Source organism: Gemmata obscuriglobus (assembly GCF_008065095.1).
Lineage (GTDB): Bacteria > Planctomycetota > Planctomycetia > Gemmatales > Gemmataceae > Gemmata > Gemmata obscuriglobus.
In genome coordinates this window covers 4,338,184-4,360,842 of record NZ_CP042911.1, presented here as the reverse complement: position 1 = coordinate 4,360,842, position 22,659 = coordinate 4,338,184, and the positions used below count along the sequence as shown (strand labels likewise).

The following is a 22,659-nucleotide window of genomic DNA, read 5'->3' as shown; positions in this document are numbered from 1 at the left end:
GAGTCACGGCCGGTCGCCCAACACGGCGGACTCGACCCCGGACGGGTGCTCTCAGGTGACCGCGCCTTCTTGGCGCGCTCGAGTCGCGAGGTACGCTCGTAACCCAGCAAGGGGGAACACGCGGTCGCGACCCTCTTTCCAAGAGGGAAACGCCTTCGCTCGGATCAACTCATGCAAACGCGTCTCGCCGCACGCGAGAAGTCGCATCGCTTCATGCTTCTTCACCACACCATCCGCAACCAACTGGTCAGGGGTGAGAGCCGCGGGTGTGGGATCAACCGGCGTGAGAACAGGGGCGCGGCGTGGCATGGTTATTCGCCCCCAACAGCTACTTCGGCCGCCTGCCCCAGCTTTGGAAGCGATGCGTGGCGCTTGCGAATCTGGTCGCCGAAAAGCACCGCGAGGACTTCACCCACGCTCTTCACTGGCTTTTCGCGACTGCCAATCTCCTGCGCCATTTGCTTGAGCCAAAACGGGAGCTTAGCGGGCACCATTCGCCCTTGGTCGTTGACGCTCATCGTCATCGCCCCTTATCGTTTACTTTGCAAAAGTAACTTTGCCACAATCATCAACGTCTTCACGTATACGATTAACACTTGTGACGCAAAAGATCAAGCTTGGAGTTGCGAACTAATAGGAAGTGGCGTGGGGAAGGGTATTCATGTAGACTTGTAGACAATGCCCGAAAGCGTTTCGGGTGAGGGGGATACGTGGCGAGGTTACCCGTGGCTAAACAGCCCAAAAAAACTGCGAACAAATCCTCTGGTACGCCGCCGTCGACAGGGCAGAAAGCAAATGTCCCCGACCAGGTCGTCGGTAAAACCGAGAGCGTTGCCAGCAACATGGTGCGGCTGAAACCTGTGTTTCAGAAGAGGTTGAAGCGAGTCGCGGAAAGCAAGGGAATGAAAGTCGGCGAGTTCATCGAGCACCAACTTGGCGAGATGGTAAATCGCGAGTTTCGCGAGATCGTTGAGCGCGAACTCGCCGAGCTTCGAGAGCAGGATGGGGAGTAATCGCCTATGCCCCCGAAGAAGAAAGGCCGCCAGCGGCGACCCAAAGGCACCGGCGGGTTCTTCTGGTCTGAATCGAAGCAGGTCTACATTGCGCGAGTGATTGTCGGCAAGAAGCCGGACGGTAGCCCTCACTACGTCGAGCGGTCCGACCCCACGGAAGCCGGCCTGGTCAAGAAGCTCGAAGAGGTCGCGCCGCCCAGCTCGGGAATTACGCTGAAGGCGTGGCTGGAACGCTGGCTCAAGAGCCTCGAAGGCACGGAGCTGCGTCAGCGTACCAAGGACGTGCGCAAAACTGCCACCGACTTGTACTTCGTCCCCACCCTGGGGCACATCCGCCTGACGGACCTGACGCACCTCCAAATCACCGAAGCCGTCAAGAAGTGGACCGCCACCCTCAAGAGTGCGAGCACCCGGCGCACCTACCTCGCGGCGCTCAGCACCGCTCTGAACGCCGCGAAGTACGAAGGGCTCATCACGGACAATCCGATCCTGAAGGTCAAGCGCCCGCCACAACCCAAGGCGGTGTTCGACCCGTTCACCGTTGCGGATCTTAATCGGATCATCGCCGACGCGGTCCAGCGGCCCGCAACGTACCCGTGCGCGCTGTACGCCGCGACCGGGTGCCGGATGGGAGAGGCCTTGGCTCTTGATGTCACGAGCTTCGATCCCGCCGCAGGCACGATCGCCATCACCCAAACGCAGGACGCACGGCGCGAACGCGGACCGGCGAAGACGTCAAACAGCATTCGCGTAATCGAGGTGCCGGCGGACGCCCGCCCTGCCCTAGTGAGCGCGATCGGCACGCGGACCGACGGCCCGCTGTTCACCACCCCCGCCGGGCGCCGACAGTCCAAGTCCAACGTCCGTAAGGCGTGGATTCGGCTACTCAACCGGTTGGGCCTGAAGTACCGCGCGCCGCACAAGTGCCGGCACACGGTGGCGACGCGGATGCTCGCGGCCGGCTACGGCATCCCCGACGTTGCGGCTTACCTCGGGGACACGGCCGAGACGGTGCTGCGGATCTACGCGCGACCGAGTGGTGCCAGTGTCGGGGCCGGAATGCAGGCCCTTCTTGATGCGGCGAAACCAGTTCCGTAAAGTGGCGATAAGGTGGCGAGATGCAGAAAGCCTATCGCAACCGCATCAATTGAAACGCTTTGCAACTAAGGGAAAAACTCTTCCCCAGAGTGCCGCCCCGGCGGGAGGTCCGCCGGGGCATTTTTGTTTGCACAGCTATTCAACGCACACTCACTATAACAAAATTGCGATCGACTGGCTAATAAAGTGATAAGGCAAAGTTCTGCGGGCGGTGATTGGGTGGCCAACTTCTGCTACCATCGATTGCAGGAATGACGCGTTAGACACCACCCAAATGACATAAAATGCGATCGCACAATTGATTCGATAAGCGATATACTTTTACGCAAAGATCGTTTCCGCTTGCGATCCGCAGCCGGGCCAGTCCGGTGATCCGGCTTGCGACGGAACAGATGCCGTAGCCACGCAAGCGGAGCGTGGGTGGCCGCCACGGTGGCAGGTGTAATTGCCTGCGAACTATCTAACCACAACCGCAAACCTGAACCCAGGGTTCGGACCCTCCGAAGTTGCCTCATGCACCACAGCCGCCAGGAGGAACGAACTCGGCCCCCATGGCTACAACCCCATTCGTACCCGACGACAGGAAACCAACTCAAGACCGGGCAGCCTCACTTCTTCAACGTGCAGGGCTTTGCCATCACCGCGATGATGAGTTGTTCGCCCGCTTTCGTGCGGTGCGGCGTGACCACCGGGAAGAACTTTTCACACGCGCACGCATAGGTGACCGAGTCCATAGCGGGCGGGTTGAGGGTCATACTGATCCGCCCGTTCGCGTCCTTCGCCTTGTCCACTTGGATCTTGAGTTCCTGCTTGTCGGTTAGCGTGATGACCTCGGACCCACCGACCGGGATCGACTTGCATTCGGTCGCGACCAGTTTGAAGCCGGTCAGCTTCGGGTCGCGTTTCTGCACTTCCTTCGCAAGGTCCTTCAGCTTCGCATCGACGACCGCGTTCTGGTTCGTCGCCAGAACGATCACGACCGTGACACGCACCGGCGGCTCGGCCTGGCACGTGACGAACAGGAGCGCGGCCAGCACGGCGGACATGAGTCACCTGGGCTTTGATGCGAAAATCACCGGCGCGTCTCCGGGCGATGGCGTCACCTGGGACCACGTCGAATCGGGATCGTCCAGTTCGATGTCCTGGTTGGTTGCCAGAACAAGCGCCGCCGGGAGGGGGTCATGTCCGACGGGGAGCCAACCGGAACCGGGCACACGGTGCAGGTCCACCTCTTCGGCACTCGCCAACGGCAGTACATCGAACCCTGCCAGGGGGTCGGCCGGCGGTTCCGGCCCGACCGGAACCACAGGTCCCGACTTGGTGACGCCGGCCGGGTTAACCACAGGCGCGAACGGAACCCACACGACCGCGGCGGCTACCGCCGCGAGTGCCACCGCACCGGCCACGAGCGCGGTGCGGTGCCAGCGCGGGGGCGCGGAACGAGCCGGCTCGGTAGCGGCGGCGAGCCCCACGCGCACACCGCCCAGCACAGCGCGCCACTGGTCCTCGCTGGGCTCGTCCGGGCGAACGGCGTCCACAGCCTCGCGCGCGCCGGCAATGTACCCGCCGAACGGGTCCGGGCGGTTCGGGTTGTCGTTCGGGAGGGTGGTCATGGCTGTTGGTAACCCGCGAGCAGTTCCTTCAACTTCTGGCGTGCGTAAAACAGGCGGCTCATCACGGTGCCGATCGAGATCCCCAGCGCGTCGGCCACTTCACGATAGGTCAACTCGCCCTCGACATGCAAGACGAACGTCCGCCTTTGAACCTCCGGTAGCCGGGCGAGCGCCGCATCAAGGATGCGGCGCAAATCGGCCCGAACCAGTCCGCCGTCGGCGGGGGGCGGGTCGGCCGCCCGGAGCTCATCGAACGAGAACTGAGCCGGCGCTTGAGGCATCCGCTCGTTCCGCTTGCGCTGTCGGCCGATGTCGTGGGCGGCGTTACACACCACCCGCAGCAGCCACGTCTTGAAGGAGCTGCGGCCCACGAAGCGATCGAGGTGCGTGAGCGCGTTCACGAACCCGTCTTGGACCGCGTCGAGCGCGTCGGCCTCACACCCCAGCAGCCGATACGCCACCCGGTACGCCACACCCCGGTACCGACGGAACAGGTCGTCGAGCGCCGAACGGTCGCCGGCCGCGAACCGCGCCAGCAGCGCGTCGTCGGTCGGTGCGATCGCGGGGGCGTGGGGCGCGGCGGGTGCCATGTCGGGGGTACGCGTGCGGGCAAGGTCGGACCGGACGCCGCGTATTCTACCCGCACCAGAGCGGCGACTTACAAGGCGCTTCTCGCGCCCGCGCCGTTCCCCGCGCCGCTCCATAGGAATCTAGACGCAACCCGGGCCGTGCCGATTCAGTTATTCGCATCCGGAACCCCATGATCACCGTCCGCCGTTGGAACGGCTCGTCCTGCAAGGAAACCGGCCCCGAGGGGCTGCCCGAATCGGCCGCCGGCATCGCCGCGGACGAGTTCGTTTGGGTCGACCTGAGCGACCCCACGCCCGAGGAAGAGGCCGCGGTCTTCCAGAAGTTCCTGCCGGTTCACCCGCTGTCGCTCGAGGACGTCACCCGCATCCGCCGCGAGCCCGACCGCGGCGCGCACTTCCCGAAAGTCGAAGAGTTCCCGGACTACCTGTTCGTGATCGTGAACCCGCTCCCGCCCGGGCTGGTCGCGATGGCCGCCGGCGCCGGGCGCCCGCCCGGCGCGGAACGGCTGCCGTCGGCGTCCCGGCTGCTGCACCGGCACCGCCCGCAGCTCAGCGCGGTGCTGTCGCACAGCGTCCTCATCACGCACTCGCTGGAGCGGCTCGCCTGTATCGAAACGGCGCACCGGTACCTGTCGCGACACGGCGACTCGGCCCGGCGCGGCCCGGACTACGTGTTCCACATCGTGCTCGACGCGATGGTGGACGAGTACGCCCCGGTGGTCGAGTGGGTGGCGACCAAGCTCGACCACCTGGAGGCGCGCATTTTCACTAACCCGTCGCCCAAGCTGATCCACCGCATTCTGCGGCTCAAGCGGGTGGTCACCGGGATGCGGAAGACGCTCATCATCGAGCGGGAGGTGCTGGCCCGGCTGATCCGCGGCGAGTTCGAGCTGGTGGAGGCCCGCGAGATCGTCTACTACCGCAACGTGTACGACCACTTGGTGCGGTACACGGAGCTGATCGAGGCGGCCCGCGAAATGGTGAGCGACATGGGCGAAACGCACCTCGCGGCGGTGTCGAACCGGCTCAACGAGGTCATGAAGGTGCTGGCCATGATCTCGACCACCATACTGCCCCTCACGCTGATCTCCAGCGTGTACGGCATGAACTTCAAGCACATGCCGGAGCTGGAGTGGGAGTACGGATACCCGGTCGCGCTGGCGGCGATGCTGGCCACCGGGCTGGCGTCGGTCGTGTTCTTCCGCTGGAAGCGGTGGATCTGACCCGCCCCGGCGGGGGGGCGAACCTTGTCAGTTCCCTCACCGTCACTTAGCTTAACGGTTGCAATACGCATTTCGTTCGGAGGGGCGCACATGGCGAGGGGTCGGAGCCGGAAAGACCTGCGGCGCGAGGCCGAGGCGCTGGAGGCGCGGCAGCGGGAGGAAGAGACCGAGGGCACAGAGGTCGAAGAGGAAGAGGAAGACGAGGACGAGGACTCTGAGGACGCGGAGGTCGACGCCGAAGCGGAAGTCGATGCCGACGCGGACGTTGACATAGATGCGGATCTCGACAGCGACGCCGGCGGGGACGACGACGCCGGGGACGATGACGACGAAAAGCCGAAGAAGAAGAAAAAGAAGGTCGCCAAAAAGGCCGCCACCAAGAAAGCTCCGACCAAGCGCACGCGGGTCGCGAAGGAGGTCCGCACCCGGGCCGTGTGGGTGGTGTTCGACAACGGCAGCAAGGTGGTCGAAAAGTTCCCGTACAACCAGAAGGTCGAAGCCGAGGCCCTGCTGGCCAAGAAGGTCGAGGAGAAGAAGGGTACTTTCTACATCAACTTGGTGAAGGAAGAAATCAAGGAGTAGGTTAAGGGAGCAAGCAGAGCGGGCGGTTAACAAACACGGGCGGCGCGACCACGATCGCGCCGCCCGTGTTCGAGTTTCTGGCCGGCCTCAAGCCGCCACCGTGGCCTTCTCGGCGAGCAACTGCTGGACCTCTTCCAGCCGCCAGCCGATCCACAGAACGTTCGGGAGCCGGATCGTCTCCTTTTCGGCACCGGACGTCCGCACGATCAGGTCACCGGAGAAGAACCCGAGCAGCCAGTGGCGGAACATGTCGTCCCGCTGCTTCTCGAACGACAGCCCGGTGGTGTCGAAGGTGCGGATCGACGCGCCCACGTGCTCGCACACACGGATCTGTCCCGGGGTCACGATGATGTAGGTGCGCTGGTCGAACAGGAACACCGACACGGCCCACAGGATGAACACCACCGTCGCGATGAACAGGTACCCGGCCATGTTGATGTAAATGTGCAGCCCGTTCAGCGTGCTCAGCAGCTTCTCCCAGCCGTCCGGGATCAGGGTGATCAGCAGCGCCACCACCAAGATCAGGAGCAGCACGAGGAACGACCACAGGCCGCGCAACTGCACGTTGGTTATGACCACCGTCAGCAGCAGCACCACACAGAACAGCGGCCCCATCCACGCGTGCCGCGACACGCGGGTGCGGAACGACGGCTCGGCGCCGGCCTTCTCGGTCGCATCGCGGGCCTTCTCGAGCGACTGCGTGGTCGGGTTCTTCACCGAGATCTTGTACGCCGTCGTATCGGATTGTGGGCCGCCCTCGACGATGGTGACCTTCGAGCCGGGCGGGACGATCGCCAGCCGGTGGTCCTCGTTCCACGTCCAGACGGCGAACAGGAACCCGAGCAGCCAGATGGGCCACCAGTAGAACAGCATCGAGTGGCTGATGAGCTTGATCTCCCGCTTCTTGGGGACCGGGCGGGGGAGCGACCCGACCGGCGGGGAGGATTCCGGGTTCGTGGAGCTGGACATCTTGGGACGGCTCTCGGTTTGGGACTGGGGTGCGCGGGGCCGTGCGGCGACTTGCAGATACTTCGCCCGCGACGGGACCGAATTTTGGCCTCGGAGCGCGCTCAAAGTAGGATGCCGGCAACCGCGTGTCAAGCAGCCACCGCTACCGGTCCTCCGGAAACGGGTCCACCCGCACCCCCACCCGGAACGACTGGTGGCACCGGTTGCACGCGTTCGCGACGCCGGCCAGAGCGGCCCGCGCCGGGAGGTACTCCTTCGCCGCGCTGGCTCTGGCGAGCGCACCCGCCTGTTCGCGGAGGTCCGCGGCGTGCGCGAGCCACGGCTCCAGGCCCTTTTTCGTTCGCGGCGGGCGCATGAGTAACAGGTTGCCCAGTTCTGCCAACAGCAGCGACTGTCCGCGGGCGAACGCCCATGCTTCCGCGTCCTTCGGCGTGGCCGCGAACAGCTTTCCGAGCGCGCGAACGTTGGGGTCCGCCAGACCTTCCATAAGCAATTTGGTGTCGGCAACCGGTTCGAGCTTCGGCGCCGCCTTTTTGAACTGAGCGGGTTGTGCCGGCTGTGACTGCGCGACCGGCACGAACGCGCACGCCGGCCCGAGCAGTACCGCCGCGAACCAAAACCGTGCGCGTCCCATGTGTCGCCCCCCCTTCGGTCACGAACAAGAGCTGGTCAATCCGGCAGTTCCAGTTGCACGCTGTCGCCGTCCACGTGAACCGGGTACGCCCCGAGCCTCACCTTCGGGTTGTCGGCCCAAGCACCGTCGGCGAGTTTGAACCGCCAGTAGTGCCACGGGCACGTCACGCACCCGTCCTCGACGAACCCGCCCGACAGCGAGGCGCCCATGTGCGGGCACAGGTCGTCCACCGCGAAGTAGGCGCCCTTCACGTTAAAGATCGCGATGTCCGTCTTGCGGACGTTCACGACGATGCTGGAGCCGTCCGGGATGTCCGCCACTTTCGCGACGCTGATCTTGTGTGGCACGCCTCACGCTCCTGCGGTTCGCGGATGTCCGTCCCTACTGTACCACTAATATGTTAGCCAGCGGGAGCGCCCCCAGAGGCTTGAAGGGTCACATGCTCGAAGTCGAAGTGAAGTACCGGAACGCCGACCGCACCGCGGCCGTCGCCACGCTCCTCGAATGGGGGGCCACGCTCGCCCAGGACCGCACCGACCTGGACCTGTACTTTCAGGCGCCCGACCGCGACCTGAAGGCGTCCGACGAGGCGTTCCGGCTGCGCCGTATCGGCCCCAAGAACTGCCTCACTTACAAAGGGCCGCGGCGCGACACCGAGACGAAAACCCGGCCCGAGATCGAGGTCCCGCTCGGGGACGGCGACACCGCCGCCGCGGACATGCAGCGCCTCCTGGTGGCGCTCGGCTACACGCCGGTTACCACGGTGAAGAAGAAGCGCCGGGTGTACCAGTTCGCCCGCGACGGCTTCGACCTGGAAGCCTGTTTCGATACGGTCGACGGGGTGGGCGCGTTTGTGGAGCTCGAAATTCTCGCCGACGAGGCGCAATACGACGCGGCCAAAACCGTTCTGCTGGCTGCGGCGACCGAACTCGGGCTAACGGAACAGGAACCGCGCTCGTACCTCTCAATGGTTCTCCAGACGCAGGGCTCGCCGCTCGCCTGATCGAATCGCGCACGGGACGGCCCGGGCCACGAGGCACAAACCATGCTGACGCCCATTGCACCGACCATCGCCGACGTGCGGAACGCCGTCTCCGGGGCTCGCGCCGCCGGCAAGACCGTCGGGTTCGTGCCCACGATGGGCGCGCTCCACGAAGGGCACGCGGCCCTGGTGCGTGCGGCCCGCGCCGCGACCGACTTCGTGGTGGTGTCGATCTTCGTGAACCCGACCCAGTTCGGGCCGAACGAAGACTTCGCCAAATACCCGCGCACCCTCGAAGCCGATCAGCGGGTGTGCGCGGGCTCCGGCGCCGACCTGATTTTCGCCCCGGGCGTCGCAGAGATGTACCCCGCAGGGGCGGTCACGTCCGTGGACGTGGCCAAGCTCGGCGACCACCTGTGCGGAGCCGCCCGCCCCGGGCACTTCCGCGGCGTGTGTACGGTCGTGCTGAAGCTGTTCAACATCGTGGCGCCGGACGTGGCGTTCTTCGGCTCAAAAGACTACCAGCAGGCCCGCATCATCGTGCAGATGGTCCGGGACCTCGACGTGCCGGTCCGGGTCCGCGTCGAGCCGACCGTGCGCGAGCCGGACGGGCTCGCGCTCAGTTCCCGCAACCGCTACCTGAGCCCCGCCGAGCGCGCCGTCGCGCCGCGCATCCAGCAGGCGCTTCGGGTGGCGCGTGAGCGCGTCCGGGCCGGCGAGGTCGACGCCGCCCGGCTCGAATCGGCGCTTCACGCCGAACTGTCCGCGATACCGGGCGCGCGGGTCGATTACGCGCGCGTCGTGGACGCCGAAACGGTCCAGCCCCTCGCACGGTTGGACCGCCCCGCGGTCGCGGCGGTCGCGGTGTTCCTCGGCACCACGCGGCTCATCGACAACCTTTCGCTCGCGGAATGCGGGACGCGGGACGTGGAGTAAGGAACCGCACCCGACCCGGCCTTCGTTCCGAGCCCCGCACTCCGAACTCCGCACTGGTGCCCGATGGTTCACCCGCTGTTCAGCCCCGAGATCCGGATGATGCTCGCGGAGAAGAACGCCATCGGGTTGCGGGAGTTCTGCGAGGAGTTGCACCCCGCGACGGTGGCCGAGGCGCTCGACGACGAGTTCAGCCCGGAGCAGATCTGGGAGGTCATCAGCAACGCGAACATCCGGACGCAGGCGTCGGTGTTCGAGTACCTCACCCCGGCCCAACAGGTCCTGATGGCCGAGAAGGCCCGCCCGCAGATGGGCGAGTTGCTCTCGAAGATGTCGCACGACGACCGCGTGGACCTGCTCCGGCGGCTCCCGGGGCGGGTGACGGAATCGGTCATGCGGCTGGTGGCCGAGGCCGACCGCAAGGACATCGCGACGCTGTTCCAGTACGGGGAGAACACGGTCGGCGCGCTGATGACGACCGACTACGCCTGGCTGCCGGGCACGCTCACCGCCGCCGAGGCCATCGACCAGCTCCGACAGGAAGCCCCGGACCGCGAAACCATTTACTACATCTACGTCCTGGACGACCCGAACCGGCGCGGCGACGGCTCACTCGCGCCGCGCCGGCTGCTAGGTGTGGTGTCGCTGCGGGACCTAATCCTAGCCCCCCGGCACGCCCTGATCCGCGAGCTGATGGAAACGGACCTCGTCACGCTCCGGCACGACGAGGACCAGGAGCAGGTCGCGCAACTGTTTGCCCGGTACGACTTTCTGGCCGCGCCGGTGGTGGACGAGCAGTTCGGGCTCCTTGGCATCGTCACCCACGACGACGTGCTCGACGTGGTGCGCGAGGAGGCCACCGAGGACTTACAGCGCCAGGCGGCGGTCGGGCCGATCGAGAGCGACTACCTGAACGCAAGTTTCTACCGGGTGTGGCGGAGCCGCGTCCAGTGGCTCGCGGTGCTCTTCGTGGCCGAACTGGCAACGTTCACGGTGATGGAGTTTTTCGAGGAACTGATCGCGACCGTAGTGGTGCTCGCGCTGTTCGTTCCGCTCTGCATCTCAACCGGCGGCAACTCGGGCACCCAGGCGGCCACACTGGTGACACGGGCGATGGCGCTCGGCTTCGCCCGCCCGCGCGACTGGAAGCGGGTGCTACGGCGCGAGCTGCTGATGGGGCTCGCGCTCGGCCTCACACTTGGGGTCATTGCGTTCGTGCGCGGGTCGCTCACTCCGAGCGACACGCGGAGCGGTCCGCGCAAGGTGAAAGAGGAGTTCACTGTTCGCGTGCCGGCGGGCACGGAACTGTCAGCACAAGAGGTCTCCTCCCTTTGGGGCGGTAAGAGTTGGGACGTGTCGCTCGCCAAAGGCACCCCGCAAACCGTCACGCTCGAAAAGAACGCCCGCGTGCGGCTCCCCGAGGGGGTTAAAACACTCACGCCGCCCGAACCGGTCGGGGGTGAATGGGTGTACCGGTTCCCGACCGAGTGCGAGGTGCGCACCGAGCCCGTGAGCCGGTGGCGGCTGGGGCTGACGGTTTCCATCGCGGTACTCGGCATCTGCTTGTGGGGCACGCTGATGGGCTGCCTCATCCCGCTCGTATTGCAGCGGTTCGGGCTCGACCCCGCGGTCGCGTCCGGCGCCCTCGTGGCGACGCTCGTGGACGTGAGCGGCATTTTCATCTTCTTCTCGGCTGCCTGGCTCATCCTGCTCTGAACATCGCACCAGTAATCTGGTCCGCACAATGTCCGGGGCAAACGGATCAGAATCGCGCCCTCTCTGAACGGCGCAGTGCCAGGAACCGAACCTTCCCTGAACCCAATTTCGGCCCTTCGGCATCGAATATGTACACAGGGCCGGTGTGCAACCGCGCTCGGGAAGGAAATCACCACTATGTTTAGCTCCTTAAAATTAGGAAAGGTACTCGGCATCGACCTGTACGTTCACGGAACGTTCTGGCTGCTGCCGCTACTTGTGCTCTTCTCCGGCCTCGACAGCAGCGTCGGGGAGCTGGCGTTCGAGTTGCTGTTCGTGTTCGCGGTGTTTGGTTGTGTGGCGCTCCACGAATTGGGTCACGCGCTGGCGGCGGCGGCTTACGGCATCCGAACGCGGGACATCACGCTGTACCCGGTCGGTGGGGTCGCCTCGCTCGAACGGATGCCGGAACGCCCAGGCCGCGAAATTGCTGTCGCGCTGGCGGGGCCGGCCGTGAACGTGATCATCGCGTCCGGGCTCTTCGTCGCGCTGGTGGTCGGCGGCTCGATGTTCGAGTTATCCTCGGTGTCCGGCGGCGACGTGGCCGGCGCGTTCTTGGGCCGCTTGCTGATCGCCAACGTGTTCCTGACCGTGTTTAACCTGCTCCCGGCGTTCCCGATGGACGGCGGGCGCGTGCTGCGGGCGCTGCTCAGCACCCAGATGCCGCGAGTACGGGCTACGGAAACGGCCGTGGGCGTGGGCACCGTGATGGCTGTCGTTTTTGGTGTCGCGGGCCTGTTGCTCCCGAGTCTGAGCCTGCTCGCGGTCGCCGTCGTGGTGTGGATGCTGGGTCAGGCGGAACTGGCGCACGTGCGCGCGGACGCGCGCCGGCGGCGGATCGAGCGCCAGGAGCGCGAGTTCTTCGGCGAGCCGGCGCGAGCGGATGCCGACAGTGACCTCGCCGAGCGGCGATTCACCGGGCTGGCGTGGAACGCGAACTACGGGGTCTGGGTGCAGTGGGTGAACGGCGTACCCGTTCGTGCCCTGCCCCGCTAACTGTTCTGCGGGTTTCAGGCGAGCGGCGGTGTAAATCGACCGCCCGCTGACCCGCTATTTGACCTGCCCTTTCGGTCTCAAGCGCGTTACAGTCGCGTTCATGTCTTTGCTCCCGTCACGCACGCAACTGTCAGCCTGGGTCGAGTGGGGCACCGAAGCCTCCATCGCGTTCGGCGACTGGTGGCTGTTCGCGTTCCGGTCGCTTGCCGGCATCTTCGGGCGCGCGTTCCGAGCGGGCGAGTTCCTCCGGGTCGCGGTCGAGGTGGGCACCAACAGCGTCGGGGTGGTGGCCATCACCGGGACGTTCATCGGGATGGTGCTGGCCGTTCAGGCATACGGGCAGTTCCACACCATCGGGATGGAAACGTCGCTCGGCGCGGTCATTCACATCTCAGTCGTCCGCGAACTCGGGCCGGTGCTGGCCGCGGTGATGCTGGCGGGTCGCGTCGGCTCGGCGATGGCTGCGGAACTCGCCACCATGCGCGTGACCGAGCAGCTTGACGCGCTCGCGTGCCTCGGCGTGGACCCGGTGAAGTACCTCGTCGGCCCCCGGTTGCTCGCGTGCTTTCTACTGCTACCGCTGCTCACGGTGCTGGCCGACGTGATGGGGCTGTTCGGCAGTTCGCTCATCTGCCTTCACGTGTATCACATCGACAGCCACCACTACTGGCGACACACACGCGAGTTCGTGAAACTGTGGGACGTGTCGGTCGGGCTCATGAAGGCGTTCGTTTTCGGCGCGGTGCTGTCACTGATCGCGTGTCACCGCGGGTTCAACAGCAAAGCCGGGGCGGCGGGTGTCGGCCGGGCCGCCACCGAAGCGTTCGTAATCGCGTTCGTCGCGATCCTCATTATCGATTTCTTGCTCGCGATGCTGGCGAACTCGGCTTACGCTCTCCTGTGGCCGCCCGCCGCCGCGAAGGTGATGTGAGCGGTTCCAAGTTGGCTACATTCCGGTCACCGGTTCTGAACAACCTGGGACTCGGCAACTGGACCCCGGAACTTCCTCATGACCACCCCAGTCTACTCTCCCGGCCTTGAAGGTGTCATCGCGGGCGAAACGGCCGTTTCGACCGTTGAAAGCGGTTTGAACTACCGCGGGTACGGTGTCGGCGAATTGACCGAGTATTGCTCGTTCGACGAGGTGGCGTACCTCCTTCTACACGGCGAGCTGCCGAACGCCGCTCAGCTCCAACAATTTCACGCCCGCGTCGCCGCGGCGCGGCAGCTTCCCGCTCCGCTCATGGGGCTGTTTGCCGCGCTACCCCAGAGTACGCTTCCGCTCGACGCGCTCCGCACGGCCGTCAGCGTGCTGGGGCACTTCGACCCGGAAGCCGCCGACTCCTCGCACGACGCGAACTTACGGAAGGCCGAACGGCTACTCGCCCAGATTCCGGTGGCCATCGCGGCCCACCATCGAGTTGTGAAGGGTCAGCCGGTCGTTCCCGCGCGCCAGGACCTCGGCCACGCGGCCAACTTCCTTTACATGCTCCGCGGGTCGGAGGCCGCACCGGCGGATGTCAAGGCGCTCGACGTGTCGCTCACTCTGTACGCCGAACACGAGTACAACGCGAGCACGTTCGCGGCCCGGGTGATCGTGTCCACGCTGTCCGACCTCCACAGCGGCGTGACCGGCGCGATCGGCGCGTTGAAAGGGCCACTGCACGGCGGGGCCAACGAAAAGGTGATGGACATCCTGCTCGCCGCGGGCGGCCCCGAGAACGCGGAAGTCTGGGTCCGGTCGGCGCTGGCGCGGAAAGAGCGGATCATGGGGTTCGGACACCGCGTCTATAAGGCCGGCGACGTGCGGGCGGGCATCCTCAAGAAGTACGCCCGCGGGGCGGCCGACACGGCCGGCACCCAGAAGTGGGAAGAGGCCGCCGACATCATCGAGCGGGTGATGGCCGCCGAGAAGAACATGTACCCCAACCTTGACTGGCCGGCGGGACGACTGTACCACGCGATGAAGCTTGAAATCCCGCTGTACACGCCGATCTTCGCGATGGCCCGTATCGCCGGCTGGGCGGCACACGTCGTCGAGCAACTCGACAACAACCGGCTCATCCGCCCACGCGGGCTCTACAAGGGACCGGCTGCCCGGAACGTGGTGCCTTTGGCCCGCCGCTCCTGAGCGAACCCTGCTCGCCGACCCCTCCATAAAGATGTGATGCCATAGGCCCTCGTCTCGGGCGATACGCACCGGGCGGAGATCATTCCGCTATAACTTCTTAAAATGTCCGGGTATCCCGGGCGAACAACGAATACGGACAGCCCGACGAGCCGGGCTCGTCGCCGTCCGGCCGCCGGCCTGTGTCGGCGCGTTCGCGCAACCGCGGTCACGAGGGGCACGATTCCTCGATACCTGTCGCACGGTATTCCAGCGCGAGTCGCGAGCCACGCCGGAACCCCGGCGAGTTCGCATCTCATTTGGGACTTGGGCCGGAGGCGTTTGGAAAGACGTTGTGGTCGGGCTGGAACGGTTGGCGCCTTCGCGATATTGACCAGTTTAAGCCACGCAGGACTGACGGTTAAATTGATACAGCGGGGGGATCGCAATGCGGTCTTTCAGACCGAGTGATAATGCACGTGGTCAGTTGGCGAGTTTGGGCGGGAGGACGAAAGCGGACACGAACCGCACGCCGGTCCCCAGTTCCCGTTGGATCGGCAGCGGCAACGCGTGGGAGGGCCGGCTGTGAGTGAACCGACGGCCGCTCTGCCGCTCTCGCACGCGGCCCCCCACCACGCCGCGCATGCCGAACATGCCGACCACCATCACGCGGCGCACATGCCGCCGTTCCGCCGGTTGCTGGGCCTGCTCCGGCCCGAGCGCGGCGAGTTGTGGCTGGTGCTCCTGTTCGCCGTGTGCGTCGGGGCGCTGACGCTCGCCACCCCGGTCGTTGCGATGGCGGTGGTCAACACGGTGGCGCTCGGCACACTGATCCAGCAACTAGTTGTGCTCTGTGTGGCGCTGTTCGTCGCGCTGTCGCTCGCGGCCGGGCTGCTGATCCTCCAAACGGTCGTGGTGGAGTTCATCCAGCGCCGCGTGTTCGTGCGAGTCGCGGCCGACTTGTCGTACCGGCTGCCGCGGGTCGACCTCAGGGCGTTTGACCGCCAGAACGGGCCGGAACTGGTCAACCGCTTCTTCGACGTGCTGACCGTGCAGAAGGCGTCGGCCACCCTTCTGCTTGATGGCATCACGCTCGCCCTCCAAGTGTTCATCGGGCTGCTGCTCCTCGGCTTCTATCACAGCTACTTGCTCGGCTTCGACCTGATCCTCATCGGCGCCCTCGCGTTCTTGTTCCTGGCTCTGGGCCGCGGGGCGGTGCGGTCGGCGGTGCGCGAGTCGGTGGCGAAGTACCAGGTCGCGGGGTGGATGGAAGAGGTGGCGCGGCACCCGATCGCGTTCAAGACGGCGGGCGGCCCCGCGCTGGCCGCCGCCCGCACCGACGAGCTCACCCGCGAGTACCTGGACGCGCGCGCCGCACACTTCCGGGTCCTCATGCGGCAGATCGGGTTCGCGCTTTTGCTCCAGGCGGTCGCCAACGTCGCTCTGCTCGCCGTCGGGGGCGCGCTGGTGATCCGCGGCGAACTGACCCTCGGCGAGTTGGTCGCGGCCGAGATCGTGGTGGCGCTGGTGGTCGCGACGTTCACCAAGCTGGGTAAGCAGTTGGAGGCGTACTACGACCTGCTTGCGGCGGTGGACAAGCTCGGTCACCTGCTCGACCTGCCTCTTGAGGCCGACGGGGCGGAGGCGCAGAGGCCCGCCGGCGGCGGGGCCGCGGTCGCGGTGCGGGACGTGTCGTTCGCTTACGACCAGCAGCCCCGCGCCGCCCTCGTCGGGCTGTCGCTCGAGCTGGCGCCCGGCGAGCGGGTCGCGCTGGTCGGGCCGAACGGGGCCGGCAAGAGCACGCTGGCGGACCTCCTGTACGCCCTGCGCATGCCGGACCGCGGCTGGATCGAGTTCGACGGCGCGGACATCCGGACGCTCCGCCGGGAGTCCCTCCGCGAGCAGGTCGCGCTGGTCAAGGGCGTGGAGGTGATTGAGGCCACGGTGCTGGAAAACGTTCGCGTCGGCCGGGCCCACGTGACCCACGCGGAGGCCCGCGCCGCGCTCCAGACCGTCGGACTTCTCGAGCCGGTTCTGGCGCTGCCCAAAGGCCTCGACACCGTCATGTGGTCCGGCGGCGCGCCGCTCTCGCTGGGCCAGGCGAGCCGGCTGATGGTGGCCCGGGCCATCGTAGGCCGGCCGCGGCTGATCGTACTGGACGAGGCCCTCGACCACATGGATGCCGACGTCCGGGCGACCGTCCTGCCCGCGCTCCTCGGCCCCGGCGCCCCGTGGACGCTGCTTGTGATCACCCACTCCGACGAAGTCGCCCGGTCGTGCGACCGCGTCGTTCGGTTGGACCGTTCGCCGGAGGTGCCCCATGGGAACGCCTGATGTGACCGCACCCGCGCTACCGTCGCTAAACGCCGCCCGCACGCCACGGCTCGTGCGGGTGCTGGCGTTCGCACTGCTCGCGGCGCTAGTGCTAGCGGTCCCCGCGCTGGCCGTCAGCCCGTGGACGCAGACGGTACACGGCACCGGCCGGGCGATCGCGTTCAACCCGGTGCAGCGGGCGCAGTTCGTCATTTCGCCCATTGAGGGGCGGGTCAAGAAGTGGCACGTGGTCGAGGGCGACCGGGTCAAGGCCGGGCAGTTGCTGGTCGAGTTGGTGGACAACGACCCGCTGATTCTGGAGCGATTGCGCGAGCAAGAGACGCTGGCGCTTCAGCGGCTCGCCCTGGCCGACGGCCGGGTGCTCGACCAGCAGAACCGGCTGGAGTTCGTTAAGGGCGAGCGCGAGGTGCTGGTGGCGGAGGCCGGGTATCGCGTCGAGCAGACCGAGGCGCAGGTGCTGGTCGTCAAGCAGGAGCTTCAGCAGTCGGCCTTCAACCTGCGGCGCGAAGAGCTGGCTTACGAGCGGCTGAGGAAGCTCAGCAAGAGTGCGGTCGGCGAGGTGGTCTCCGGGGACGCGGTCGAAGAGGCCGAGCGCAAGCGGGACCTGGCTAAAGCGCAAGTCCCCTTGGTCGAGGCGCGGCTGAAGCTGGCCGAGCGGACGCTCGACGGCGCGAAGGCGCAACGTGAGGCGACGGACAAGCGCACCGCCGGGCTCATCCAGACCGAAGAGGCCGCAGTCAAGGCCGCCAAGAGCGAGCAGGCGTCGGTCCGCCAGCAGTACAACGTGATCCGCACGCAGGTGGAGCGACAAACGAATCAACGAATTCACGCCGCCGTCGACGGCGTGATCTTTCGTGTCCTGGCGAACGCCGAAGCCGGTGGACAACTCGTGCGCGCCGGCGAGCGGCTTGCGGTACTTGTGCCGGACGTGAAAGCGGTCACTCCCGACTTGACGGGCGATTACCACCCCGGTATTGTCGCTGAACTCACGATCGATGGGAATGATCTACCGCTCGTTCGCGTCGGCGACCGCGTGCTGCTTCAGTTCGAAGGGTGGGCGGCCGTGCAGTTCGCCGCGTATCCGGAGGCAGCGGCGGGCACCTTCGAGGGCCGCGTGTACCTTGTGGATCCGACCGCGGACGGGGCCGGGGGCAGGTTCCGTGTGCTGGTCGAACCGGCGGCGGGAGCGGCATGGCCGGAGGAGCAGTTCCTGCGCCAGGGGGTGCGCGCGCAGGGCTGGATCGTGCTGAACGAGGTCCGGCTCGGCTACGAGGTGTGGCGGCTGTTAAACGGCTTCCCACCGGTGCGCGAGGTAAAAGCGCAGGACAAGCCGGCGGGGCGGCCGTTCGGTCCGGTGGCGAAATAGGTCGCAAACGGTACGGGGGAAACGAGATGCGGCCACGGACGGCCCTTGCACTAGCGCTTACGTTCTCAGGGGCCGGATGCGCCACGCGATCACCGCTGCCCGACGGCGCGTTCGTTCGCGAGCCGCTTCCGGCACCGCAGCTCCCGGCGGCTCCCAAACCGCAGCCGCTTCCCGCCCCCCCAGCGATTGCCCCGAGCGCCGGCTCGCCGCTCCAACTGACTGAGGTGCTCAAGAGCATCGACGCCGCGTTCCCGCTCCTGTACGCCATTGAGCAGGAGCGGGCGATCGCGGCGGGTCAGCGGCTGGCAGCGGAGGGTCAGTTCGACCCGACAATTCGGGCCGGCGCGGTCGACCAGGCGGGCACCTTTTCCAGCACCCGGCTCGACGCCGGCGTTCAGCAGGCCACCCCGTTCGGCGGGGTGACCACGTTCGCCGGCTGGCGCCAGGGGTTGGGGAACTTCCCCATCTACTACGGTGAGCGGAAGACGGCCGAGGGCGGCGAGTTCCGCGCCGGGGTGAACGTACCGCTGCTCCAGAACCGCGACATTGACGCGCGCCGCGCCCGCTTGCGGGCCGCGCAGATCGCCGAGCGCGCGGCCGACCCGACGATCCGCCGCGCCCGGTTGGACGCGTTCCGGGCCGGGGCGCAGGCGTACTGGGCCTGGCAGACGGCCGGGGCGCAGTATCGGATCGCCAAAGACCTGCTCGCACTGGCCCAGAAGCGCCAAGCCCTGCTCGACGAAAGTTTCAAAGCCCAGAACATTGGCGAAGCGGTGCCGACGCTCAACCGCCGGCTGGCCGCCGGCCGCGAGGAAACACTACTCGCCACCGAGCGCGCTTTGCAACAGGCGGCCCTCCGCCTGTCACTGTTCCTGCGCGACCCGGCCGGGGACCCGGTGGTGCCGCAAGCGGAATGGCTGCGTCCAGATTTTCCGGAACTGGTCCCGGCAAGCCCGACCTCGGCCCAACTGGGCGCCGATGTGGCCGCGGCGCTCGCGCAGCGTCCGGAACTGGTCCAGTTCCAGTTGGAAAAGGAGCGCCGCGCTGTCGAATTGCAACTGGCGACCAACCAGTTACAGCCGGCGCTGAACGCCTACGCACAAGTCGCACAGGACGTGGGCATCGCGAAAAAGACGTTCACCGGGAGCGGGCCGTTCGACACCGACCGCACGGCGGCCGAGGTCGGGGCCACGTTCGAGGTGCCACTCCCGTTCCGCAACGCCCGCGGGCTGAGCGCAACCGCCCGCGCGCAACTCGCCCAGCTCCTGGCCCGCGAGCGGTACGCACGTGACGACGTGACCGCACAGGTTCAGGACGCGGTAAGCGAGCTTCAGCAGGCGTACCTCCGGGTCGGCAAGGCGCGCGAGGAACAGCGGCAGGCGCAGCGGGTGCTGGAGCTGGACACTGAATCGTTCAAGGCCGGAAATACGAGCCTGATCGACCTGAACATTCAGGAAATCGCTGCTGCCGAGGCGCGGGTGAAGGTCGTGACGCTGCTCGGCAACTACTACCAGGCGGTCGCCAACTATCTCGCCGCGCTTGGCCTGGATGCAACCGGTCCGCAGGGCGGCGCGGTGCTCCCGAACACCGCACCACAGGCAGCACCGAAGCCGTAAGGGCTCGGTGTGAACGCAGAGCGCCAGCGTATCCGATAGACCACGTGCTGAGCCGTTCATGCGTCCGAACGGCGAAACGCGAACGTCCTCATCATCGGAATTCGTCCCGGCGTGCGAGGAGAACCGCGAGAACACAACCCGCTGGGACACCGAAATAAATTGCCCCACACGGGCTCCGCACTCCGAGCGCGAGCCCGTAAATGAGCGTGAGACTGCAAATGACCAGCGACGCATACCACGCACCGGCCCAGCGCATCTGGATGCCCAAGCCGACCCCGGCCCAAATAAACGTTCCCACAACCACGATAACCAAAAACGCCAGAGCCCGGAACGTTACACCAAGATCTCCGGCGACGGACGCGAAACCCGTACCGACACAGATCCCACCCGCGGCCATCAGGAAGTGAAGAGCCGCGACCACCGAGACGACCCGGCTCCGCGCACCGGTTGGTTCCGCGCGGGGGCGCACCGGCTCCGGTTCGAGCGGCGTCGGCGTGTCGCAGTTCGGACACCGCGGGACATCCGGGGGGAGCACGTGCGGCGGCACATACGGGGCGCCACAACCCGGACAACGAATACGCATGAACAACTCCCAATGAGTTGGGAGTATCGGCCCCCGCCGAGCTGGTGTCAACCGCTTGATTCGACACCCGGTTGCGGCTAACTTGTCTGATGACCGGACACGCTCCTCACGTGCGGGTCACCCGTCACATTTGGATTCCCGCAATGGCGTCCGACGCAAACCTGACGAACGAGTTTTTCCAGGTGAAGCGCCACGGCGACGTGGCGGTGATTGTTCCTTCCCCACAGATTGAGGACTTACCTGAGACGCTGCTGCAACCTGCGGCGGAGATGGTGCTGGCGCCGCTCAAGGAAGACCCGCCGAACAACATCATCGTGGACCTGTCGGCGGTAACGTATTTCGGCTCGGCGTTCATCACGTTTCTGCTACGTTGCCACCACTTGCTCGCGAGCCGCGGCAGCGAACTGGTGCTTGCCGGTGTGAACCCGAACATCCGCGAGTTGCTGCGGATCACCAACCTCGAAATGTACTGGGCACTCTACGACAACGCTGCTGAAGCGATCTCTGCCCTTAGCGGCACGGATTGAACTGAACGAGAGGCGTGTTGCTTCGCGGGCTGTTGCCGCACAACACGCCGTTTCTTTTCCTCTGCGTCACTTCACGCGCTCGAACATGACGGCCCTTTTCCCGCGGCTCACCTCTCGCCACTTCTCCGTTGCGCTCATTAAGTACTGCTCGATCGGCGGTTTATCCTGAGAAGGCGGGTTCGACAGCACAATGGCGCGATCGAACTTGTACCGCTCGGCCCATCCCTCGAACACCGGTCCGAGTTTTTCCGGCGTTTCGCCCAATGCGTCGGAGTACGCACGAATCCAGTCGTCGCCGTACAGTTCGCACCGGTCGTCCATGAAGATCTTGAGCCGCGGCGCGTGGTAGATCAGGTAGCCACCGAGATTCGCGTCGTTGAAGATCGGTGTTCCGGGGGGGACGTTCGCCGAGTATTCGGTCACCTCTCGCGTCAGGTCGGACGGAACGAAATCGGGATCGAGCCGCGCCCACCCGCAACCAACCACCGGCGCCTCGACACCGCGTACCTGGAGCGTGAACGCGGTCGCGACCAGCGCTACCGGCAGCACGCACGCGGCCCACAACGGCCCCCGGCGGCCCGCCGCCTCGGTCGCGTTTGCAGTGTCCCACGCGGTGGAACCGTCGCCGTGTTTCACCAGCAACCGGTGCCAGACGGTGTGCTGCCACAGGTCCGCAATGGCCACCCCAGCGCACACTGCGAACAGCGGCCCTTGACGGATGCCTTTGAAGCTCAACACCAGCCACACGAGCGGGACCAGCCACGACACACGCATCGCACGAGGCAGAGCCCCCGCCAGCAACACGAGGTAAAAAATGCCCAAGCCGATCACCGCCAGTCCGAGCGCCGACGAGGGGTCAAGCGGCATGTGCTCGTTGACGACTTCCGGGAGCACCTTCGACGCCACGATCCGCTGCCAGATGCGAATCATCTCCATGCCGTGCGGGTTCACGAACGGCGTGAGTCCGCAGGCGGCCACGATCGCGACCAGCAGGAACGCGGTGCGCCAGGAACGAATGGGGGTCGCCAGCGGGAGCTGGGTGCCCTGACTCGGGACTTGCGACTTGAAGACCTGTGACTTCAGAAAGACGAGTCCCCACCCTGCAACTGCCAAACCAAGTGTCATGGTGCCGCCGAGGACACCGCCGTGCAGGTTGGTCCACACAATGAAAAGCGGAATCAGTCCCGCGAGCCGCCACTCAGTGCAGCGCCCGCGCTCGTAGTCGATGACGCACATCATCGTCCAGCCGATGAACGCGATGGTAAACATGTGCGGCCGAACGAAGTAGTGGAACGCGCCGACAAACAGCACGCCGCCCACGATCAGGCCGGCCAGAATCGCCCCCATCCCCCCCTGCACCGCCCGCCGGAAGATGAGGGCGAATAGCGTTGCAACACCGGTCGCGAACCCGAGCAGCATCGCGTCGAGTCCGCCGCCGCGGTGCGCAAGGGCCATTAGCACTTCGGCCCCCCACTGCTGGGGAACCCAGCGCTGCCCCTCAAACGTGTAGCTGAACGGATCAGTTTGCGGCATTCCGCGGTCGATAATGATCTCACCGACTTTAACGTGCCAGAGCGCGCCGGGGTCGTAGAACCCGCGGTCACGGAACGCGACCATCAGGCCGAGCCAAGTGAGCAGGAAGAAAACCGTTTCGGGACGGACCAGCCGTTTCATATCGCGCTTCCGACCTCCGGATGTCTGCCGCTGGAAGCTTAGAACAGATTTCAGGCGGGGGTTG

At 66.0% G+C, this 22,659-nt stretch carries 22 protein-coding genes; 14 read left to right on the top strand and 8 right to left on the bottom strand.

The window, feature by feature from the left end; genetic code table 11:
• Positions 1–311 precede the first annotated feature (311 nt).
• A complete protein-coding gene (locus GobsT_RS18035; RefSeq protein WP_148087785.1) occupies positions 312–518 on the bottom strand; it encodes a hypothetical protein in 207 nt (68 codons plus the stop codon).
• 207 nt (positions 519–725) lie between these two features.
• Here GobsT_RS18035 and GobsT_RS18030 point away from each other — a divergent pair, with 207 nt between their 5' ends.
• On the top strand, positions 726–1,013 hold the full coding sequence (locus GobsT_RS18030) for a hypothetical protein (RefSeq protein ID WP_148087784.1): 288 nt from the start codon (positions 726–728) through the stop codon (positions 1,011–1,013).
• A gap of 6 nt (positions 1,014–1,019) precedes the next feature.
• Entirely contained in the window at positions 1,020–2,111 is a 1,092-nt protein-coding gene (locus GobsT_RS18025; RefSeq protein ID WP_010046671.1) for a tyrosine-type recombinase/integrase, read from the top strand.
• Positions 2,112–2,719: 608 nt separating this feature from the next.
• On the opposite strand, the gene GobsT_RS18020 is transcribed toward GobsT_RS18025, so the two are convergent.
• From GobsT_RS18020 to GobsT_RS18010, 3 genes are read right to left on the bottom strand one after another with little or no spacing between them, the layout of a single operon-like run.
• Positions 2,720–3,157: a hypothetical protein gene (locus GobsT_RS18020; RefSeq protein WP_010046669.1), complete on the bottom strand. Its 438-nt coding sequence runs from the start codon at positions 3,155–3,157 to the stop codon at positions 2,720–2,722.
• A 3-nt stretch (positions 3,158–3,160) separates the two neighbouring features.
• On the bottom strand, positions 3,161–3,724 hold the full coding sequence (locus GobsT_RS18015) for a hypothetical protein (protein ID WP_010046667.1): 564 nt from the start codon (positions 3,722–3,724) through the stop codon (positions 3,161–3,163).
• Positions 3,721–4,314, bottom strand: coding sequence for an RNA polymerase sigma factor (locus tag GobsT_RS18010; RefSeq protein WP_010046665.1), 594 nt, complete (start codon positions 4,312–4,314; stop codon positions 3,721–3,723). The genes GobsT_RS18015 and GobsT_RS18010 overlap by 4 nt, the downstream gene beginning before the upstream one ends.
• Positions 4,315–4,484: 170 nt before the next feature.
• On the opposite strand from GobsT_RS18010, the gene corA reads away from it, so the two are divergent.
• Positions 4,485–5,537, top strand: coding sequence for a magnesium/cobalt transporter CorA (gene corA, locus GobsT_RS18005; RefSeq protein WP_010046663.1), 1,053 nt, complete (start codon positions 4,485–4,487; stop codon positions 5,535–5,537).
• A gap of 90 nt (positions 5,538–5,627) precedes the next feature.
• The gene (locus GobsT_RS18000; RefSeq protein ID WP_010046661.1) at positions 5,628–6,119 is read left to right on the top strand and encodes a hypothetical protein; all 492 of its coding nucleotides are present in this window, start codon (positions 5,628–5,630) and stop codon (positions 6,117–6,119) included.
• Between the two features lie 87 nt (positions 6,120–6,206).
• Here GobsT_RS18000 and GobsT_RS17995 read toward each other — a convergent pair whose 3' ends face one another.
• From GobsT_RS17995 to nirD, 3 genes are all read right to left on the bottom strand, one after another.
• Positions 6,207–7,088 (bottom strand): hypothetical protein, encoded by an 882-nt coding sequence (locus GobsT_RS17995; protein WP_010037969.1) that lies wholly within the window; start codon positions 7,086–7,088, stop codon positions 6,207–6,209.
• Between the two features lie 142 nt (positions 7,089–7,230).
• On the bottom strand, positions 7,231–7,722 hold the full coding sequence (locus tag GobsT_RS17990; protein WP_010037967.1) for a cytochrome c: 492 nt from the start codon (positions 7,720–7,722) through the stop codon (positions 7,231–7,233).
• A 35-nt stretch (positions 7,723–7,757) separates the two neighbouring features.
• On the bottom strand, positions 7,758–8,069 hold the full coding sequence (nirD, locus tag GobsT_RS17985; protein ID WP_010037965.1) for a nitrite reductase small subunit NirD: 312 nt from the start codon (positions 8,067–8,069) through the stop codon (positions 7,758–7,760).
• Between the two features lie 92 nt (positions 8,070–8,161).
• Here nirD and cyaB point away from each other — a divergent pair, with 92 nt between their 5' ends.
• The 10 genes from cyaB (at position 8,162) to GobsT_RS17935 (ending at position 20,921) form a co-directional block, all read left to right on the top strand.
• Complete coding sequence (gene cyaB / locus GobsT_RS17980) at positions 8,162–8,725, top strand: class IV adenylate cyclase (RefSeq protein WP_010037962.1); 564 nt, start codon at positions 8,162–8,164, stop codon at positions 8,723–8,725.
• 42 nt (positions 8,726–8,767) lie between these two features.
• Positions 8,768–9,640 carry a pantoate--beta-alanine ligase gene (gene panC, locus GobsT_RS17975; protein WP_010037960.1) on the top strand — a complete coding sequence of 291 codons (873 nt, stop codon included), beginning with the start codon at positions 8,768–8,770 and terminating at the stop codon, positions 9,638–9,640.
• Positions 9,641–9,703: 63 nt separating this feature from the next.
• Positions 9,704–11,353, top strand: a complete 1,650-nt coding sequence (gene mgtE / locus GobsT_RS38825) for a magnesium transporter (protein ID WP_010037958.1) — start codon at positions 9,704–9,706, stop codon at positions 11,351–11,353.
• Between the two features lie 177 nt (positions 11,354–11,530).
• Entirely contained in the window at positions 11,531–12,388 is an 858-nt protein-coding gene (locus GobsT_RS17965; protein WP_010037956.1) for a site-2 protease family protein, read from the top strand.
• A 100-nt stretch (positions 12,389–12,488) separates the two neighbouring features.
• The gene (locus GobsT_RS17960; protein ID WP_010037954.1) at positions 12,489–13,319 is read left to right on the top strand and encodes an MlaE family ABC transporter permease; all 831 of its coding nucleotides are present in this window, start codon (positions 12,489–12,491) and stop codon (positions 13,317–13,319) included.
• Positions 13,320–13,397: 78 nt separating this feature from the next.
• On the top strand, positions 13,398–14,519 hold the full coding sequence (locus tag GobsT_RS17955) for a citrate/2-methylcitrate synthase (RefSeq protein ID WP_010037953.1): 1,122 nt from the start codon (positions 13,398–13,400) through the stop codon (positions 14,517–14,519).
• 561 nt (positions 14,520–15,080) lie between these two features.
• Positions 15,081–16,829: a peptidase domain-containing ABC transporter gene (locus GobsT_RS17950; RefSeq protein WP_148087783.1), complete on the top strand. Its 1,749-nt coding sequence runs from the start codon at positions 15,081–15,083 to the stop codon at positions 16,827–16,829.
• Positions 16,816–18,195 carry an HlyD family secretion protein gene (locus GobsT_RS17945; RefSeq protein WP_010037947.1) on the top strand — a complete coding sequence of 460 codons (1,380 nt, stop codon included), beginning with the start codon at positions 16,816–16,818 and terminating at the stop codon, positions 18,193–18,195. The genes GobsT_RS17950 and GobsT_RS17945 overlap by 14 nt, the downstream gene beginning before the upstream one ends.
• Before the next feature lie 26 nt (positions 18,196–18,221).
• On the top strand, positions 18,222–19,811 hold the full coding sequence (locus GobsT_RS17940; protein WP_081471562.1) for a TolC family protein: 1,590 nt from the start codon (positions 18,222–18,224) through the stop codon (positions 19,809–19,811).
• A 726-nt stretch (positions 19,812–20,537) separates the two neighbouring features.
• Positions 20,538–20,921 carry an STAS domain-containing protein gene (locus GobsT_RS17935; protein ID WP_010037939.1) on the top strand — a complete coding sequence of 128 codons (384 nt, stop codon included), beginning with the start codon at positions 20,538–20,540 and terminating at the stop codon, positions 20,919–20,921.
• A 66-nt stretch (positions 20,922–20,987) separates the two neighbouring features.
• Here the strand turns inward: GobsT_RS17935 and GobsT_RS17930 are convergent, their stop codons facing one another.
• Entirely contained in the window at positions 20,988–22,595 is a 1,608-nt protein-coding gene (locus GobsT_RS17930) for a hypothetical protein (RefSeq protein ID WP_010037934.1), read from the bottom strand.
• Positions 22,596–22,659 lie beyond the last annotated feature (64 nt).

Excerpts from the sequence above, each read along its gene's own strand:
- GobsT_RS18035 (WP_148087785.1), bottom strand. The coding sequence starts at position 518 with ATGAGCGTCAACGACCAAGGGCGAATGGTGCCCGCTAAGCTCCCGTTT.
- GobsT_RS17945 (WP_010037947.1), top strand. The coding sequence starts at position 16,816 with ATGGGAACGCCTGATGTGACCGCACCCGCGCTACCGTCGCTAAACGCC.
- GobsT_RS17990 (WP_010037967.1), bottom strand. The coding sequence starts at position 7,722 with ATGGGACGCGCACGGTTTTGGTTCGCGGCGGTACTGCTCGGGCCGGCG.
- GobsT_RS18015 (WP_010046667.1), bottom strand. The coding sequence starts at position 3,724 with ATGACCACCCTCCCGAACGACAACCCGAACCGCCCGGACCCGTTCGGC.
- GobsT_RS17995 (WP_010037969.1), bottom strand. The coding sequence starts at position 7,088 with ATGTCCAGCTCCACGAACCCGGAATCCTCCCCGCCGGTCGGGTCGCTC.
- GobsT_RS17960 (WP_010037954.1), top strand. The coding sequence starts at position 12,489 with ATGTCTTTGCTCCCGTCACGCACGCAACTGTCAGCCTGGGTCGAGTGG.
- corA (WP_010046663.1), top strand. The coding sequence starts at position 4,485 with ATGATCACCGTCCGCCGTTGGAACGGCTCGTCCTGCAAGGAAACCGGC.
- mgtE (WP_010037958.1), top strand. The coding sequence starts at position 9,704 with ATGGTTCACCCGCTGTTCAGCCCCGAGATCCGGATGATGCTCGCGGAG.
- GobsT_RS17965 (WP_010037956.1), top strand. The coding sequence starts at position 11,531 with ATGTTTAGCTCCTTAAAATTAGGAAAGGTACTCGGCATCGACCTGTAC.
- GobsT_RS18010 (WP_010046665.1), bottom strand. The coding sequence starts at position 4,314 with ATGGCACCCGCCGCGCCCCACGCCCCCGCGATCGCACCGACCGACGAC.
- GobsT_RS17930 (WP_010037934.1), bottom strand. The coding sequence starts at position 22,595 with ATGAAACGGCTGGTCCGTCCCGAAACGGTTTTCTTCCTGCTCACTTGG.
- GobsT_RS18000 (WP_010046661.1), top strand. The coding sequence starts at position 5,628 with ATGGCGAGGGGTCGGAGCCGGAAAGACCTGCGGCGCGAGGCCGAGGCG.
- GobsT_RS18020 (WP_010046669.1), bottom strand. The coding sequence starts at position 3,157 with ATGTCCGCCGTGCTGGCCGCGCTCCTGTTCGTCACGTGCCAGGCCGAG.
- GobsT_RS17940 (WP_081471562.1), top strand. The coding sequence starts at position 18,222 with ATGCGGCCACGGACGGCCCTTGCACTAGCGCTTACGTTCTCAGGGGCC.
- GobsT_RS18025 (WP_010046671.1), top strand. The coding sequence starts at position 1,020 with ATGCCCCCGAAGAAGAAAGGCCGCCAGCGGCGACCCAAAGGCACCGGC.
- panC (WP_010037960.1), top strand. The coding sequence starts at position 8,768 with ATGCTGACGCCCATTGCACCGACCATCGCCGACGTGCGGAACGCCGTC.
- GobsT_RS17935 (WP_010037939.1), top strand. The coding sequence starts at position 20,538 with ATGGCGTCCGACGCAAACCTGACGAACGAGTTTTTCCAGGTGAAGCGC.
- GobsT_RS17955 (WP_010037953.1), top strand. The coding sequence starts at position 13,398 with ATGACCACCCCAGTCTACTCTCCCGGCCTTGAAGGTGTCATCGCGGGC.
- cyaB (WP_010037962.1), top strand. The coding sequence starts at position 8,162 with ATGCTCGAAGTCGAAGTGAAGTACCGGAACGCCGACCGCACCGCGGCC.